General features: G+C 68.8%; 11 protein-coding genes. 10 read left to right on the top strand and 1 reads right to left on the bottom strand.

All coding sequences use genetic code 11. The annotated features are described in order from the left end of the window. Positions 1-16 precede the first annotated feature (16 nt). From AC6CHL_RS08940 to AC6CHL_RS08920, 5 genes are all read left to right on the top strand, one after another. The gene (locus AC6CHL_RS08940; RefSeq protein ID WP_498294190.1) at positions 17-697 is read left to right on the top strand and encodes a hypothetical protein; all 681 of its coding nucleotides are present in this window, start codon (positions 17-19) and stop codon (positions 695-697) included. Next, entirely contained in the window at positions 694-2,712 is a 2,019-nt protein-coding gene (locus AC6CHL_RS08935) for a flotillin family protein (RefSeq protein ID WP_498294189.1), read from the top strand. Before AC6CHL_RS08940 ends, AC6CHL_RS08935 begins: the two co-directional genes overlap by 4 nt. Before the next feature lie 125 nt (positions 2,713-2,837). Beyond that, entirely contained in the window at positions 2,838-8,201 is a 5,364-nt protein-coding gene (locus AC6CHL_RS08930) for a DNA repair ATPase (protein WP_498294188.1), read from the top strand. Then, positions 8,198-8,920, top strand: coding sequence for a hypothetical protein (locus tag AC6CHL_RS08925; RefSeq protein ID WP_498294187.1), 723 nt, complete (start codon positions 8,198-8,200; stop codon positions 8,918-8,920). The genes AC6CHL_RS08930 and AC6CHL_RS08925 overlap by 4 nt, the downstream gene beginning before the upstream one ends. A 53-nt stretch (positions 8,921-8,973) precedes the next feature. Beyond that, positions 8,974-10,080 (top strand): toxic anion resistance protein, encoded by a 1,107-nt coding sequence (locus AC6CHL_RS08920; RefSeq protein ID WP_038687214.1) that lies wholly within the window; start codon positions 8,974-8,976, stop codon positions 10,078-10,080. Positions 10,081-10,121: 41 nt separating this feature from the next. Here AC6CHL_RS08920 and AC6CHL_RS08915 read toward each other — a convergent pair whose 3' ends face one another. Further along, entirely contained in the window at positions 10,122-11,015 is an 894-nt protein-coding gene (locus tag AC6CHL_RS08915) for a LysR family transcriptional regulator (protein ID WP_498294186.1), read from the bottom strand. 95 nt (positions 11,016-11,110) lie between these two features. Between AC6CHL_RS08915 and trpB the strand changes: the two genes are divergently transcribed. From trpB to glmM, 5 genes are all read left to right on the top strand, one after another. Continuing rightward, positions 11,111-12,328 carry a tryptophan synthase subunit beta gene (gene trpB / locus AC6CHL_RS08910; RefSeq protein WP_038687218.1) on the top strand — a complete coding sequence of 406 codons (1,218 nt, stop codon included), beginning with the start codon at positions 11,111-11,113 and terminating at the stop codon, positions 12,326-12,328. Further along, positions 12,325-13,014 (top strand): hypothetical protein, encoded by a 690-nt coding sequence (locus AC6CHL_RS08905; protein WP_038687220.1) that lies wholly within the window; start codon positions 12,325-12,327, stop codon positions 13,012-13,014. The genes trpB and AC6CHL_RS08905 overlap by 4 nt, the downstream gene beginning before the upstream one ends. A gap of 7 nt (positions 13,015-13,021) precedes the next feature. Then, positions 13,022-13,828: a tryptophan synthase subunit alpha gene (trpA, locus tag AC6CHL_RS08900; RefSeq protein ID WP_498294213.1), complete on the top strand. Its 807-nt coding sequence runs from the start codon at positions 13,022-13,024 to the stop codon at positions 13,826-13,828. A gap of 363 nt (positions 13,829-14,191) precedes the next feature. Then, the gene (accD, locus tag AC6CHL_RS08895) at positions 14,192-15,076 is read left to right on the top strand and encodes an acetyl-CoA carboxylase, carboxyltransferase subunit beta (RefSeq protein WP_038687222.1); all 885 of its coding nucleotides are present in this window, start codon (positions 14,192-14,194) and stop codon (positions 15,074-15,076) included. Beyond that, a complete protein-coding gene (gene glmM / locus AC6CHL_RS08890) occupies positions 15,076-16,440 on the top strand; it encodes a phosphoglucosamine mutase (protein WP_038687224.1) in 1,365 nt (454 codons plus the stop codon). The genes accD and glmM overlap by 1 nt, the downstream gene beginning before the upstream one ends. Positions 16,441-16,461 lie beyond the last annotated feature (21 nt).

The raw sequence follows: 16,461 nt of genomic DNA, 5'->3' as shown, positions 1-16,461 counted from the left end.
ACAGGGAAGGCATGGAATGAACGAATTCCTCACTGTCGCGTTGAGTTTCCCCACGCTGCCGTACAGCATCGTGCTGGCGTTCGCCGTGCTGTATTGGCTGCTGGCCGCCTTTGGCGTGGTCGATGACGGCATTGCCCATGACGGCATGGACCTGCACCTGGGCGATGACGGCCTGCACGGCATTTCCGGCATCTTCGCGCGCCTGGGCCTGGGCGGCGCCCCGGTGATGCTGGTGATCGCGCTGCTGGCCTTCTTCGGCTGGACCGTCACCTATTTCGTCCACCTGTTCCTGCTGCAGTCCCTGCCCACCCCGGTGCGCTGGGTCGCCGGCAGCGTCACCGCCGTGCTTGCGCTGATTCCCGCCGTGCCGCTCAGCGTGGTGGTACTGCGCCCGATCCGGCGCCTGCTACTGCGCCTGCGCCCGGTGCCCCAAGCGTCACTGCTGGGCCGCATCGGCGTGGTCGCCTCGCCGCAGGTCACCGCCACGGTGGGCCATGCCAACGTCGACGACGGCGGCGCCGGGCTGATCCTGCAGGTGCGCTCGCACGACGGCAGCGTGCTCGCGCGCGGCGACCGCGTGGTCCTGCTCGACTACTTGGCCGACCACAACCATTACCTGGTGGTGCGTGAAAACGTCCACCCCGCGCTTTCCATCCAAGACAGCCTGATTGCGGGCGATAAGGAGATCCATCGATGAGTTTTGCGACCTTGGCCCCGTTCGTGATCGGGGTGGGCATCCTGCTGGTCCTGCTGCTTGGCTTGGCCGGCCTGTTCAAAGCGTTCTACCGCAAGGTGGACCAGGGCGTGGCCCTGATCGTCAATGACATGAGCGCCCAGCCCAAGGTGCACTTCACCGGTGCGCTGATCATCCCGGTGCTGTACCGCGCCGAGCTGATGCGGATCAGCCTGATCACCCTGCAGATCGACCGCCGCGGCAAGGAAGGCCTGATCTGCCGCGACAACATGCGCGCCGACATCGCCGTGGCCTTCTACCTGCGCGTCAACGAAACCCAGGCCGACGTGCTGCGCGTGGCCAAGGCGATCGGTGCCGACCGCGCCTCGGACAAGCACGCCGTGGATGAACTGTTCAACGCCAAGTTCTCCGAAGCGCTGAAGACGGTGGGCAAGAAGTTCGAGTTCACCGAACTGTTCGAAAAGCGCCAGGAGTTCCGCGACGAGATCATTGCCGTGATCGGCAACGACCTGAACGGCTATGCGCTGGAAGACGTCGCCATCGACTACCTGGAGCAGACCCCCAAGCTGCTGCTGGACCAGAACAACATCCTCGATGCCCAGGGCATCCGCAAGATCACCGAGCTGACCGCCACCCACAACGTGGTCACCAACGAGCTGGAACAGAACGAAAAGCTGGCCATCACCAAGAAGAACGTCGAAGCGCGTGAAGCGCTGCTGGCGCTGGAACGCCAGCAGGCCGAAGCCGAAGCCCGCCAGAAGCGCGAGATTGAAACCATCCGCGCGCGTGAGGAAGCCGAGACCGCCAAGGTCCAGGAAGAGCAGCGCCAGCTGTCCGAACAGGCACGCATCGAAGCGCAGGAAGTCATCGACATCCGCGAACAGAACCGCATGCGCGAAGTGGAAGTGGCCGAGCAGAACCGCCAGCGTGCGGTGGCCATCGAATCCGAGCGCGTCGAGCGCGCGCGCCAGCTGGAGCAGGTCACCACCCAGCGCGAAGTGCAGCTGCAGGGCGTGGAGCGCGACAAGGTGGTCGAGTCCGGCAAGATGGACGTGGCCAACATCACCCGCGAGCGCATCGCCATCGACAAGACCGTGGCCCAGGAAGAAGAGCGCATCAAGGAAGTACGTGAGGTGTCCGAAGCCGATCGCCAGAAGCAGGTGCTGATCCTGGAAGCAGAAGGCAAGGCGCAGGAACTGCTGGTGCGCCAGGTCAAGGAAGCACTGGCGGCCGAAACCTCGGCCAAGCACCGCGCCGTGGAAATCACCACCCTGGCCCAGGCTCAGCACGAGGCGGCCGGCAAGCAGGCCGACGCCAAGCGCCTGCTGGCCGACGGTGCCCGTGCCGAACAGGCCGCCCCCGGCCTGGCCGAGGCGCAGGTGCGCGAAGCCTCGGCGCTGGCCATCGAGAAGGTCGGCATCGCCGAGGCCCGCGTGATCGAAGCCAAGGCCGAAGCCAACCTCAAGCAGGGCACCAACGAAGCCCGCGTGCTGGCCGAGAACCTGCAGGCCCAGGCCCACGGTGAAGAACAGATGGGCCGTGCCCGCGCCACCGCGACCGAGTCCATCGGCGGCGCCGAAGCCGGCGTGGTGCAGAAGAAGCTGCTGGCCGAGGCCGAAGGCCTGGTGCGCAAGTTCGAGGCGATCGGCTCGCTCAGCGACACCGCGCGCGGCCACGAAGAGTTCCGCATGATGCTCGACAACAGCCTCAAGCAGGCGCTGGCCTCGATCGATGCCGGCAAGGAAGTCTCGCGCGAGAACGCCGGCGTCATCGCCAGCGCGCTGCGCAACGCCGACATCGACCTGGTGGGCGGCGACGGCGGCATGTTCGAGAACCTGATCAAGGCCGTGTCGCTGGGCAAGTCCATCGAAGGCCTGGCCGACAAGAGCCCGATCGTGCAGGAGCTGATGCAGCGCTACCTGGGCGTGGGCCCGCGCGAATCCGCGCCGCGCCAGATCAGCGAAGACGCCGTTGAGGCGGTGCCCAGCGTGACCGCCACCGTGGTCGAAACCCGCTGAGCCCCACTGCCGGCGCGCCACCTTGGGGTGGCGTGTCGGGCACCCCGGCGGTGGCCGTGACGCCACCGCCACGCCGTTCCCGGCCGGCTCGCCCGGCCGGTTGTCCGTGAGCCGGAAGGAAGCCGATGTCCGATACCCCCAACCGTCCCGAGCCGTCCGCGCCGGAAGCCACCGCCAGCGTCGACCAGGCCGTTGCCCAGGGCGGCGCCTATGAAGTGCTGCGCCGCCGCCTGGCCGAGCAGGGCAGCCGCCTGCGCAGCGTCGCCGATGCCCTCAACCGGCAGCGCCTGGCCGAGTTCGGCGACAGCCGGCTGGAAGTCATCGGCCGCTTCCGCATCCGCAGCGAAAACAACTGCGTCGGCCGCGACATCGTCCAGGTCGGGCCGGACCTGCTGCTGTTCGGCTACAACGTGTACATCGGGCTCAAGACCCAGACCCGCGTCGAAGACGTGTTCGGGTTGTATCGGCTGGTGCAGGCCAACGACGGCTACGACGTGGTGCCGGTGGACGCCAAGGGCAGCTTCCTGGCCCAGCCGGCGTTCGTGCACGACTTCGGCGAGCTCTACGCCTACTACAAGCATGCGCGCCTGCTGCAGCTGATCGTGGTCGGCGACAAGCTGCTGGCCTCCTTCCAGATCGGCGAGCGCAGCAGCGACGTGCGCGTGTTCCGCTGGGCGCTGGCCCGCGATGGCGCACTGACCTACCTGGACGCCCGTGGCGAGCGCGACATCGCACTGCCGCCGCCATTCGATTTCGAGTGGACCCGCGCCACGCGCGACATGGCCGTCACCGGCCGCCATGCGCACCTGAACATCCTCGACAGCCTGTTCGTGGAGACCACCGGTGGCGATCTGACCATCAAGGTCGAGAACAATACCGAGAGCGGGCAGGGCGTCTACAGCGAACCGGTCGAAGACAGCACGCAGTCGCTGGACGACGCGCAGTTCGACTTTGCCCGGGTGGGCTCGCTGATCCTGCTCAAGGTGCTGCCATACCGCGAAACGGTGTGGCGCGGCCTGATCTACAACACGCTCACCGGCAACATCACCCGCAACGATGCGATCGTGCAGGCTTGCGTGCAGCTGCCCGAAGACCACGGCATCATCTTCCCGGGCGGCTATTACCTGCAGAGCGGCGAGCACAAGGCGTTCGACGCGGCGATGGACGGCATGCAGTTCAAGCGGGCCATCCGCTCGCCCAATGGCGAGGACGTGCTCTACATTTTCTACGAGCGCGAAGGCGGACGTTCGGCGCTGTTTGTCTACAACACCATCCAGCGCGTGCTGCAGAACCCGGTGTTCGGCCACGGCTACGCCTTCATGCACGACGGGCGCATGGTGCTGTTCCATGCCGAAGGCAGCGAGGCCACCCGCATCCATGCCATGCAGGTGTGGCAAACGCCGTTCAGCAGTGACGAATTCGCCGCCAGCCGTCCGCCCGGCAACACCTTCATGGGCCGCATCGGTAATGCCGAACTGGTGCGCGGCATCTCCAACCTGTTCGACCTGGCCCGCACCATCGAAGGCGATGACGTGTCGGTGCAGCGCTACCAGCGCCTGGTGCAGGACACCCGGCGCCTGTTCGACGCCCACCATTGGCTGGACGACGACCAATGCGGCGGCGCAGTCAGCCTGCTGCGCGAGGTCAGCAGCACCGGCGAGTCGGTGCTGGACGAATACGAGAAGGTGCAGTCGATCCGCGCGCAGTCCGCGCAGGCCATGGCCCAGGCGCAGAGCACGCAGAAAGCCCTGCTGGCCCGCCTGCAGCCGGAGAACTGGAAAGAGGTGCAGTCCTTCGTCGAGGCGCTCAATGCGATCTCGGCGCAGCGTGGGCACCTGCTCACCATCCGCGACTACCGCTACATCGACACCGACCTGATCGATGCGATGACCGCCGCGCTGCAGCAGGCGCATGAGGCCATCGGCGCGGCCACCGGCGCGTTCCTGGCCGGCGATGCCGCGCTGGCCCCGCTGGGCGAGCGCCTGCAGGCGCTGGACGAGGCGGCCCAGCAGGCCGAAAGCGCGCGCGTGCTGGACGAACAGCTGGCGGGCCTGCGCGCGATGTCGGCCGACCTGGACATGCTGTCCGAGCTGATGGCCGGGCTGAAGGTCGACGACGCCACCGCGCGCACCCGCGTGGTCGAAGCGATCTCGGCCATCTACGCGCGCCTCAACCAGACCCGCGCACGCGCCGAACAGCGCCGCCGCAACCTGGGTTCGGCCGAAGCGGTGGCGCAGTTCGCCGCGCAGTTCGCGCTGTTCTCGCAGGCCATCACCAGTGCGCTGGCGATGGCCACCGATCCCGAACGCGCCGACGAACAGATGTCGCGGCTGCTGGTGCAGCTGGAGGAACTGGAAAGCCAGTTCGGCGAACACGAGCAGTTCCTGGGCGACATCCTGGCCAAGCGCGAAGAGCTGATCGATGCCTTCGAGGCCCACAAGCAGGCGCTGCTGGACGAGCGCCAGCGCAAGGCGCGCTCGGTGCTGGATGCGGCCACCCGTATCCTCGACGGCCTGGCCAAGCGCACCGAGCGCTTCGCCACCGCCGACGAGCTCAACGCGTTCTTCGCCGGCGACCCGCTGATCCTCAAGCTGCGCGAACTGGCCGAACGCCTGCGCGGCCTGCGCGACAGCGTCAAGGCCGACGACATCGAATCGCGCCTGAAAGGCGTGCGCGACCAGGCCGTGCGCGCATTGCGCGACCGCAGCGACCTGTTCGAGGCCGGTGGCAACATCGTGCGCCTGGGCCCGCGGCACCGCTTCAGCGTGAACACCCAGGCGCTGGACCTGACCATCCTGCCGCGCGGCGACGCGCTGGCCATCCACCTCACCGGCACCGACTTCCTGGAGCCACTGCACGATCCGGAACTGGCCGAACTCAAGCCGTACTGGCAGCTCAGCCTCGATTCGGAATCGGACACGCTGTGCCGCGGCGAATACCTGGCCGGCAGCGTGCTGCGCGCGGCCATGGAGAACCGCGAGGGGCTCGACCTGGCCGGGTTGCAGCACAACGCGGCCGAGCCGGACGCACTGGACCGCAGCGTGCGTGATTTCGCCGCGCCGCGTTACCGCGAGGGCTACGAGCGCGGTATCCATGACCACGACGCCACCTTGATCCTGCGCGCGCTGCTGCCGCTGCAGCAGGCGGCCGGCACGTTATTGCACGCGCCGCGCGTGCGCGCGCTGGCCATGCTGTTCTGGGCCGCACGGCAACGCCGCGAAGACGTGGCGCAGTGGCCGGCACGCCAGGCCGGCGCCGATGCGATCGCGCGCCTGTTCGGGTCCGATGAAGGCCGCCAGGCCCTGCGCACGGAGATGGCGCTGGCGGTGGCCGCGTTCAATGACGAACACGCGCTGCCGTTCACGGCGGCCGATCACCTGGCCGCTGCGGCCTACCTCGCCGACGAGCTGTCGGCGGGCGAGCCGGTGTTCACCAGCAGCCGCTATGCGCTGGCCTTGCTGGAGGCACTGGGCCAGCAGCTGCAGGCGGCCGGCCAGCGCGAGGCCCTGGAACGCGCCCTGCAGCGCGAGCAGGACGGCCTGGGCACGCGCTGGGCGCTGGCCGGGCAGTGGCTGCGCGCCCTGTGCCGCACCCCCGCGTTCACCGACCACGCCGGCTATGCCGACGAGGCGGCCGCACTGCTGCTGGTGCAGCGCGCGCTGCGCACCCGTGCCAGCGACGTCGCGCTGCTGGTCAGCGTGGATGGCCTGCTGGGCGAACACCCACGCATCGTGCAGGGCCACATGACCCTGTCGCTGGATGATTTCCTGGCGCGCCTGCAGCACCACACCGGCGTGTTCGTGCCTGCGTTCCATGCTTACCAGGCGGTGCGCCAGCGCATCGTCACGCGCGAACGCGACACCCTGCGCCTGTCCGAGTTCAGGGCGCGGCCGCTGTCTTCGTTCGTGCGCAACAAGCTGATCAACGACGTCTACCTCGGCGTGATCGGCGACAACCTGGCCAAGCAGATGGGCACGGTGGGCGAGAACAAGCGCAGCGACCTGATGGGCCTGCTGATGATGATCTCGCCGCCCGGCTACGGCAAAACCACGCTGATGGAATACGTGGCGCACCGCCTTGGCCTGGTCTTCATGAAGATCAACGGCCCGGCGCTGGGCCACGAGGTGCGCTCGCTGGACCCGGCCCAGGCGCCGGACGCCACCTCGCGGCAGGAGCTGGAAAAGCTCAACCTGGCGCTGGAGATGGGCAACAACACCATGCTGTATGTCGACGACATCCAGCACACCCACCCGGAATTCCTGCAGAAGTTCATCTCGCTGTGCGACGGCACGCGGCGCATCGAAGGCGTGTGGCGCGGGCGCACCCGCACCTATGACATGCGCGGCAAGAAGTTCTGCGTGGTGATGGCCGGCAACCCGTATACCGAGTCCGGCGAGGTGTTCAAGATTCCGGACATGCTGGCCAACCGCGCCGACATCTACAACCTGGGTGACGTGCTGGGCGGCATGGAAGATGCCTTCACCCTGAGCTACATCGAAAACAGCCTGACCTCCAATCCGGTGCTGGCGCCGCTGGCCACGCGCGACATGGCCGACCTGTACCTGCTGGTGGAGCGGGCGATGGGCAAGGAGGTGTCCACCAACGCGCTCAGCCATGCCTACAGCGGCGCGGAGGTCAACGAGATCGTCGCCACGCTGCAGCGCATGCTGCGCGTGCGTGACGTGGTCTACCGGGTCAACCAGCAGTACATCGCCAGTGCCGCGCAGGACGACCGCTACCGCACCGAACCGGCGTTCCGGCTGCAGGGCAGCTACCGCAACATGAACAAGCTGTCGGAGAAGATCTCGCCGGTGATGAACGACGCCGAGCTGCAGCAGCTGGTGTCCGACCACTACCTGGGCGAGGCGCAGCTGCTTACCACCGGGGCCGAGGAAAACCTGCTCAAGCTGGCCGAACTGCGTGGCCTGCTGCAGGGCGCCGAACTGGAGCGCTGGCAGCAGATCAAGCGCGACTTCCTGCGCAACAAGGCCATGGGCGCCGACGACGCCGATGTGGGCGGCCGCGTGGTGGCGCAGCTGGCCGACATCGCCAGCGCGTTGCAGCTGCCGCCGCCTGCTGCGGTGGCCGAGGTCGAACCCGCGCCGTGGCCGGCATTGCTGTCGGCGCTGGAGCGGCTGTCGGCCGCACGCGCCGAGCCGGTACCGGTTGCCGCCACCCCCGCCGCGCCGGAGGCGCTGCCGTTGGCCGAACCGCTGGCCAGTGGCTTGCAGGCCGGGCTGGCCCCGCTGCTGCAACTACTGGGCGATTCGCATCAGCAACAGGTACGCACCGGCGAAACGTTGGCCTTGTTGGCCGGCTGGGTGCGCCAGCAGATGGAGAGCGGTCCCGCCCCGCGCGTCGGTGCCCGGCCGAAGCGCGCCTCCACGCCCGAGGAACGCGCCCTGGATGAGGCGTTGATGCGCCACTTCTACGGCGAATCGAGCCTGCCGCCGCGGTGGGAACGCGACGGCGGTGATGCGCCTGCATGACCGCGCCGTCGCTGCCTGCGCTGCCGGCGCCGCCGGCCACCATCGGCGCGGACGCTGCGGTGCTGTCGCGCTATGGCGAGGTACTGCTGCAGGCGTTGATGTCGCACCAGCCGGGGGCCGTTGCGTACGACGACGACCCGCGCAGTGGCCTGGTCGAGGCGCTGTCGCGGCTTGCGCTGGCACTGCAGGCGGACAATCCGGCCACGTTGCGCCGCCAGACCAGCTGGTGGGGGCGGCTGCTGGGGCGTGACGTGGAGCGCCAGGCCGATGCTGACGCGCTGCAGGCACAGTGCGGCGTCCTGCTGCTCAAGGCGCAGGCGCACGCCCGCCTGCTGGGCGCCGTGGTCGAGGCCAGCACGCACGCGGCCGCGGTGGATCTGCACGGCGCGCAGGCGCTGGACCAGTGGGCCGACGCAGGAACGGCGCTGGGTGCCGGGTTGCCCACCGATGCGCAGGGCATGTTGCAGCAGCGCGTGACGCACCTGCGGACGCTGGCCTCGCTCAAGCGCGTGCAGGCCGGCCAGACGCAGCTGCTGCAGGCACAGGACACCGCCCTGCTGGACCACGTCCAGCGCATCGCCGCGGTACTGATGCCAGCGTGGCAGCAGGCCGTGCGCGCCAGCAGCACCCAATCGCATGCGCGGCAGAATGACCAGGCGGCGCAGCTGCTGGGCCAGATCCGCGCCGAGGTCGCCGCGGCGCAGGCTAGACTTCCCTGAGTACACTGACCCGTGCCGGCGCTCCGGCCGCCCTTCAGAATGGAGATGCACCGATGACCCAGGATTCCCAGCCGAACGCATCCCTCCCGGTGGAGGTCAGCGTGGATGTCATCGATGACAGCGCATTGCAGGCGCTGGGCCTGGGGCGGGAGGACCTGCCGAAGATCGCCGAGATCGGGCGCGGCCTGGACGACATCCGGCCGGGCAACCTGCAGGTGTTTGGGCGCGACGCGGCGGCCAAGACGGCGGCGTTTTCCAGCCAGCTCCTCGACCAGGTACGCAACCGCGACCTCGACGCCAGCGGCGACAAGCTGGGCGAAGTGGTGCGCATTGCGCGCTCGCTGAAGCTCGATGGGCTGGCCGAACGCTCGAAGGTGCCGGTGATCGGTGGGTTGATCGACAAGCTGCGCGCCTCCAAGGGCGAGCTGGTGCAGAAATTCAGCGACACCAACCGCCAGATCGAGCAGCTGATGGGCGACGTGGGCAGCCAGCAGGCGCTGATGGGCCAGCGCGTGGTCGAGTTCGACCGCATGCACGACATCGTCCGCGAGGAACGCCACGGCCTGGGCCTGCACATCGCCGCCGGCAAGCGCCGGATCGCCTCGCTGCGCAGCGAACAGCTGGCCGGGCAGGGCCAGGACGATCCGCAGCAGCGCATCCGCCAGGGCGAGCTGGACAACGCGATCCGGCTGCTCGACAAGCGCGTGGGCGATCTGGTGGTGATGCAGCACGCGGCCGACCAATCGTTGCCGATGATCCGGCTGATCCAGGCCAACGCGATCCTGTTGATCGAGAAGTTCAACACGGTCCGCGACATCACCATTCCGTCGTGGAAGCGCCAGTTCGCGATCCAGTTGTCGCTCAACGAGCAGAAGAACGCGGTGGAGCTGTCCAACGCGATCGACGATGCCACCAACGAGATGATGCGACGCAACGCCGACCTGCTGCGCCAGACCACTGTGGAGACGGCCAAGGCCAACCAGCGCGCGGTGATCGATGTGGCCACGCTGCGCCACGTGCACGAGCAGCTGATCGCCACGGTGGAAGAAGTGCGCACCATCCACCGCGAAGGCATGCAGCAGCGCCAGCAGGCCGAAGTGGAACTGGCGCGCCTGCGCGACGACGTCCAGCAGCGCCTCGCGGCGCCAACCGCCGTCTGAGCGACGCGCGCCCCGGCAGCGTCCCCACCAACGGTGGGGACCTACACCCCCGCCAACTGCTGCTGCAACCACCCGGCCAGCACCTCCACCCGTGCATCCACCGCCCCGTCGGGCGTGGCCAGTACCCAGAACCCGCCGGTGGCGCCAAATCCCCACGGCGCCAACAGGCGGCCTGCAGCCAGCTCGTCGGCGACCAGCGGCTCGGGCGCGATCGCCACGCCCAGCCCGGCCACCGCCGCCTCCAGCAGGTAGTACAGGTGCTCGAACCCGCTGCCCAGCTGCAGCTGCGCCGGGTCCAGCCCATGCGCCAGCGCCCACGCCGGCCACGCCTGCGGGCGGGAGGCGGTATGCAGCAAGGCTTCGCCGAGCAGGGCAGTCGGCGGCTGTTGGCGCAACCGCGCCGCCGCCGGGTGCTGCGGGCTCACCACCACGCCCACCCGTTCCGGCGCCAGTTCGCGCACCTGCCAGCCGCGTGGCCACGGCGGCTGCGCCAGCAGCAGCACCGCATCCAGGCCGCGCTGGGCGTCGGTGAAGCTGCCGTCCTGGGCCGACCAATGCAACGCCAGCTGCGGCAGGTCGCGCTGCAGCGCGGGCAGGTGCGGAATCATCCAGCGCGCCAGGATGCTGCCGCTGCAACCCAATACCAGCGCATCCGGCCGCTGCTGGCGTTTGAGTGTGCCCACCGCCTCGCGGATCTGCCCGAACGCACCCTCACAGGCGCTCTGCAGCTCGGCGCCGGCCCGGGTCAGGCGCAGCCCGCGCCCGTCGCGTTCGAACAGGGCCACGCCCAGGTGGTCCTCCAGCACCCGCAGCTGGCGGCTGATCGCGCCATGGGTGACATGCAGGGCCTCCGCCGCGCGGCCCACCCCGCCCAAACGGGCGGCGGCCTCGAAACTGCGCAGGGCGTTGAGCGGCGGCAGGGGAAGGTCGCTCATGTGAGTTTTCCTGACGGGTTGTCGCAGATATTATCGATATTCCTGTCATGACATGTGCGTTAAATTGGCACCCTGTCTCCACCGGTTGTCGCGCCATGTCCGCATCCCCCATCACCGATTTCCACGCTTATCCCGATGCCCAGGGCCATTTCGGCCGCTACGGCGGCAGTTTCGTTGCTGAAACGCTGATCGGGCCGCTGCAGGAACTGGCGGCGGCCTACGATGAGGCGCGCCGCGATCCGGCGTTCATCGCCGCCTACGACAAAGACCTCACCCATTACGTGGGCCGTCCCAGCCCGATCTACCACGCCGAACGGCTCAGCCAGCAGGTGGGCGGGGCGCAGATCCTGCTCAAGCGCGAAGACCTGAACCACACCGGCGCGCACAAGATCAACAACACCATCGGCCAGGCCCTGCTGGCCGCGCGGATGGGCAAGACCCGGATCATCGCCGAGACCGGCGCCGGCCAGCACGGCGTGGCCAGCGCCACCGTGGCCGCACGGCTGGGCCTGGAGTGCGTGGTCTACATGGGCGCCACCGACATTGAACGGCAGAAGATCAACGTCTACCGCATGAAGCTGCTCGGGGCCACGGTGGTGCCGGTCACCTCCGGCTCGGCCACGCTCAAGGACGCGCTCAACGAAGCCATGCGCGACTGGGTCACCAACGTGCGCGACACCTTCTACATCATCGGCACCGTCGCCGGTCCGGACCCGTACCCGCGCATGGTGCGTGACTTCAACGCCATCGTCGGCCGCGAAGCGCGCGCGCAGATGCTCACCGACTACGGCCGCCTGCCCGATGCGATCACCGCCTGCGTCGGCGGCGGCAGCAACGCCATCGGCCTGTTCCATGCCTTCCTCAACGACCGCGACGTGCGCATCGTCGGCGCCGAAGCCGCCGGCGACGGCATCGAGACCGGCCGCCATGCCGCCTCCATCGCCGCCGGCCGCCCGGGCGTGCTGCACGGCAACCGCACCTACGTGATCTGCGACGACGACGGCCAGATCACCGAGACCCACTCGGTGTCGGCCGGCCTGGACTACCCGGGCGTCGGCCCGGAGCATGCGTTCCTGGCCGATGCCGGGCGCGCCGAGTATGTCGGCATCACCGATGAGGAAGCGCTGGCCGCGTTCCACCAGCTGGCCCATAGCGAAGGCATCCTGGCCGCGCTGGAATCGAGCCACGCGGTGGCCCAGGCCATCAAGATCGCGCGTGAACTGCCCCGCGACAAACTGGTGCTGTGCAACCTGTCCGGTCGCGGTGACAAGGACGTGCATACCATCGCCGCACGCGAGGGCTTGATGCTGTGAATCCACTGCTGCGCCAGGGAAGTGCGCTGCTGATCGTGGTCGGCCTGACCGCCTGCACCCCGCCGGATCCGCCGCTGCTGCCCGCCGCGCCGTCGGCCCCGGCGGCCATCGCACCGGCGCAGGTGCCGGCGAGCAACGATGACGACATCGCCAACCGCCCGATCGAGGACGACCCGGAACCGGCGGCCCCGGCCCCCGATGCGGCGCCCGCGCCAGCGGTGGTCTCGGTGGCGCTGGACCATGCCGGCGACATCGTCATCGGCCAGCGCTTCACGGCCGCCGATGCCGATGCCACCTGGCATTCGGCCGGTCTGAGCGAAGGCGGGCAGGCCGGCAGCTGCGAATACTACGAGCGCGGCAGCCTGCCCGAGGGCATCTCGATGATGGTCGACGATGACCATGTGCAGCGTTTCGAACTGGCGCCGCTGGACGGAAGCGATGAAACCATCACCCAGGCCGGCCCGTTCGGGTTGCGCCTGGGCATGTCGCGTGACGCCGCGCTCAAGCGCCTGCCCAAGGGCAGCCTCGCGCAGCCGCACGCCTACGACCCGGAAACGGGCGAATACCTGACCTGGCAGGACCCCGGCTCGGATCTGGCGATCCGGCTGGAGATCTTCGACGGGGTGATTTCGACGCTGTACTGGGGCGCCAGCGGCGCCGTTGAATTGATTGAAGGATGTGCCTGAAATGTCCGTGGACCGTATCGATGCCTGTTTTGCCCGCCTGCGCGCCGATGGCCGCAAGGCCCTGATTCCCTTCATCACCGCCGGTGATCCGGGCCTGGACGCCACCGTGCCGGTGATGCACGCGCTGGCCGCCGCCGGCGCGGACGTGATCGAACTGGGCGTGCCGTTCTCCGACCCGATGGCCGATGGCCCCACCATCCAGCGCAGCTCCGAGCGCGCGCTGGCGCGTGGGGCAGGGCTGCGCTACGTGCTCGAAACCGTGGCCGCCTTCCGCCGTGACGACGCCACCACCCCGGTGGTGCTGATGGGCTATCTGAACCCGGTCGAGATCCATGGCACCGCCCGCTTCGCCGACGCGGCCATCGCCGCCGGCGTGGACGGCGTGCTGCTGGTCGACCTGCCGCCGGAAGAGGCCGCCGAAACCCGCGCCATCTTCACCGCCGCCGGCCTGGCCCTGATCCTGCTGGCCTCCCCAACCACCGCCGACACCCGCCTGGACACCTTGTCGGCCATGGCCCAGGGCTACCTCTACTACGTCAGCTTCGCCGGCGTCACCGGTGCCTCCGAGCGCCTGGACAGCAGCGCCGCCAGCGCCCGCCTGCGCGACCTGCGCCGCCGCTCGACCGTCCCGGTCGTAGCCGGCTTCGGCATCAAGGACGCCGCCAGCGCCGCTGCCATGGCCGTCGAAGCCGACGGCGTCGTAGTAGGCAGCGCCCTGGTCGCCGCACTGGGTGAAGCGACCGATGCAGCCACTGCCGCACAGACCGCAACGTCCTTCCTCGCGCCGCTGCGTGCTGCGCTCGACCAAGCCTGATCAAGCGGCGCCCTCGCTCTCCGATCCGCATACGTGAAACTGTGCAGAGGCAGGCGGGCAGCCGCGCCCGGGACCGTTGGGCGCCATGGATGGCGCCCACGAGCCCCCAGGGATGGGTTTACGTGCGTGTCCCGGGTGCGGCTGCCCGCCGGCCTCCCGCGACACGACCAAGGCGCTGGTGTTGCCGTGAGAGCATCGGAATCCCGGCCGGAGACCGTCGTCGCCCGCTCCTAAACATACGTCACAGCACGGTTTTACCGTCCGCCGCCGCACCCGGCAGGGGGTGCACGGGTGGGGAGGGCCTGAGCTAGACTGTCCGCCTTTGCGGCCTTCGGGCCGCCCTGAACGGAAGTAGCATCCCGCATGAGTTGGCTCAGCAAGTTGATGCCGTCTGGCATCCGCACCGACAACGTCCCCAGCAAAAAGCGCAGCGTCCCCGAGGGCCTGTGGGAAAAGTGCAGCAACTGCGGCAGCGCACTGTACGGACCTGAGCTGGAAGAGAACCTGGAAGTCTGCCCCAAGTGCGGCCACCACATGGCGATCCGCGCGCGCGCGCGCCTGGCCGCCCTGTTCGACGCCGACAGCACCACCGAAATCGGTGCGCGGCTGGGCCCGACCGACCTGCTCAAGTTCAAGGACCAGAAAAAGTACATCGAGCGCATCAAGGCCTCGCAGAAGAACACCGGCGAGTACGACGCCCTGATCGCCATGCAGGGCCTGATGAAAGGCCGCCCGCTGGTCGCCTCCGCCTTCGACTTCGCCTTCATGGGCGGCTCGATGGGCTCGGTCGTCGGCGAACGCTTCTCGCTGGCCGCTGAAAAGGCCGTCGAAATCGGCGCCCCGTACGTCTGCTTCTCCGCCAGCGGCGGCGCGCGGATGCAGGAAGGCCTGTTCTCGCTCATGCAGATGGCCAAGACCTCGGCCGCACTGGGCAAGCTGCGTGCGGCCGGCCTGCCGTACATCTCGGTCCTGACCCACCCGACCACCGGTGGCGTCTCGGCCTCGTTTGCGATGCTGGGCGACATCAACATCGCCGAACCGCAGGCGCTGATCGGCTTCGCCGGCCCGCGCGTGATCGAACAGACCGTGCGCGAAAAACTGCCGGAAGGCTTCCAGCGCTCGGAGTTCCTGCTCGAACACGGTGCCATCGACCAGATCTGCGACCGCCGCGAAATGCGTGAGCGCCTGTCCGACCTGCTGGCCATGCTCGGCCGCCAGCCGGCGCCGGTCGCCGACGAGGTCGCCTGATGGGTGCGCGCCGGTATTTCGGGACTGACGGCATCCGTGGCCGTGTCGGCCAAGGCGTGATCTCCGCCGATTTCGTGCTGCGCCTGGGCAATGCGCTCGGCCGCGTACTGACCGAACGCAATGGCCACCGCCCCGGGCACCGCCCGGTGGTGGTGATCGGCAAGGACACGCGCATTTCCGGCTACATGTTCGAAGCCGCGCTGGAAGCGGGCCTGGTGGCCGGCGGTGTCGACGTGCAGCTGCTCGGCCCGATGCCGACCCCGGCCGTTGCGTTCCTCACCCGCACCCTCGGTGCCGACGCCGGCATCGTCATCAGCGCCTCGCACAACCCGCATTACGACAACGGCATCAAGTTCTTCTCCGCCGATGGCGAGAAGCTCGACGACGCCACCGAACTGGCCCTGGAAGCAGCGCTGGACGGCGATTTCACTACCGCTGAATCCGACCGCCTCGGCAAGGCCATGCGCGCGCGCGACGCGGTGGGCCGCTACATCGAATTCTGCAAGGCCAGCGTGCCGCGCAGCTTCGACCTGCGCGGGCTGAAGATCGTGCTCGACTGTGCGCACGGCGCCACCTACCACATCGCCCCGCTGCTGTTCCGCGAGCTGGGCGCGGAGGTGGTCACCATCGGTGCCGAGCCCAACGGGGTGAACATCAACGATGGCGTCGGCTCGATGCACATCGACAACCTCGCCAACAAGGTGCGTGAGGTCGGTGCCGATCTGGGCATCGCCTTCGACGGCGATGGCGACCGCGTGTTGATGGCCGACGACCAGGGCAACCCGGTCGACGGCGACGACCTGCTGTACGTGCTGGCGGCGTCCTGGCAGGGCAATGGTCGCCTGCGCGGGCCGGTGGTCGGCACGCTGATGACCAACTTCGGTCTGGAACAGGCGCTGGAGCGTCTCGGCCTGCCGTTCGTGCGCAGCAACGTGGGCGATCGCTACGTGCACCAGGCACTGGTGGAAGGCGGCGGCGTGCTCGGTGGCGAAGCCTCCGGTCACCTGCTGTGCCTGGACCGTGCCACCACCGGCGATGCCATCGTCAGCGCGCTGCAGGTGCTGGAAGTGCTGCGTCGCGAAGGCCGCACCCTGCGCGCCTCGCTGCAGGACCTGAGCCGGGTGCCGCAGAAGACCGTGAACGTGCGGCTGGGCGACGTCTCGGCCAAGGCCATTGTGCAGGCCGATACCGTGCAGGCCGCGCTGGTCGCCGCGCAGCAGGCGGTGAAGGGCCGCGGCCGCGCGTTCCTGCGTCCGTCCGGCACGGAGCCGGTGGTGCGTGTCACCGTCGAGGCCGATACCGCCGAGCTGATGCAGTCCACGCTGGACAACCTGTCCGGCGCGGTGAAGGCGGCGGCCGCCTGAGAACGGCCACCGCGCGGTAGA

Source organism: Stenotrophomonas sp. GQ19 (genome assembly GCF_059758695.1).
Note: the sequence above shows the minus strand (reverse complement) of the source record. Positions and strands in the feature narration are given on the sequence as shown.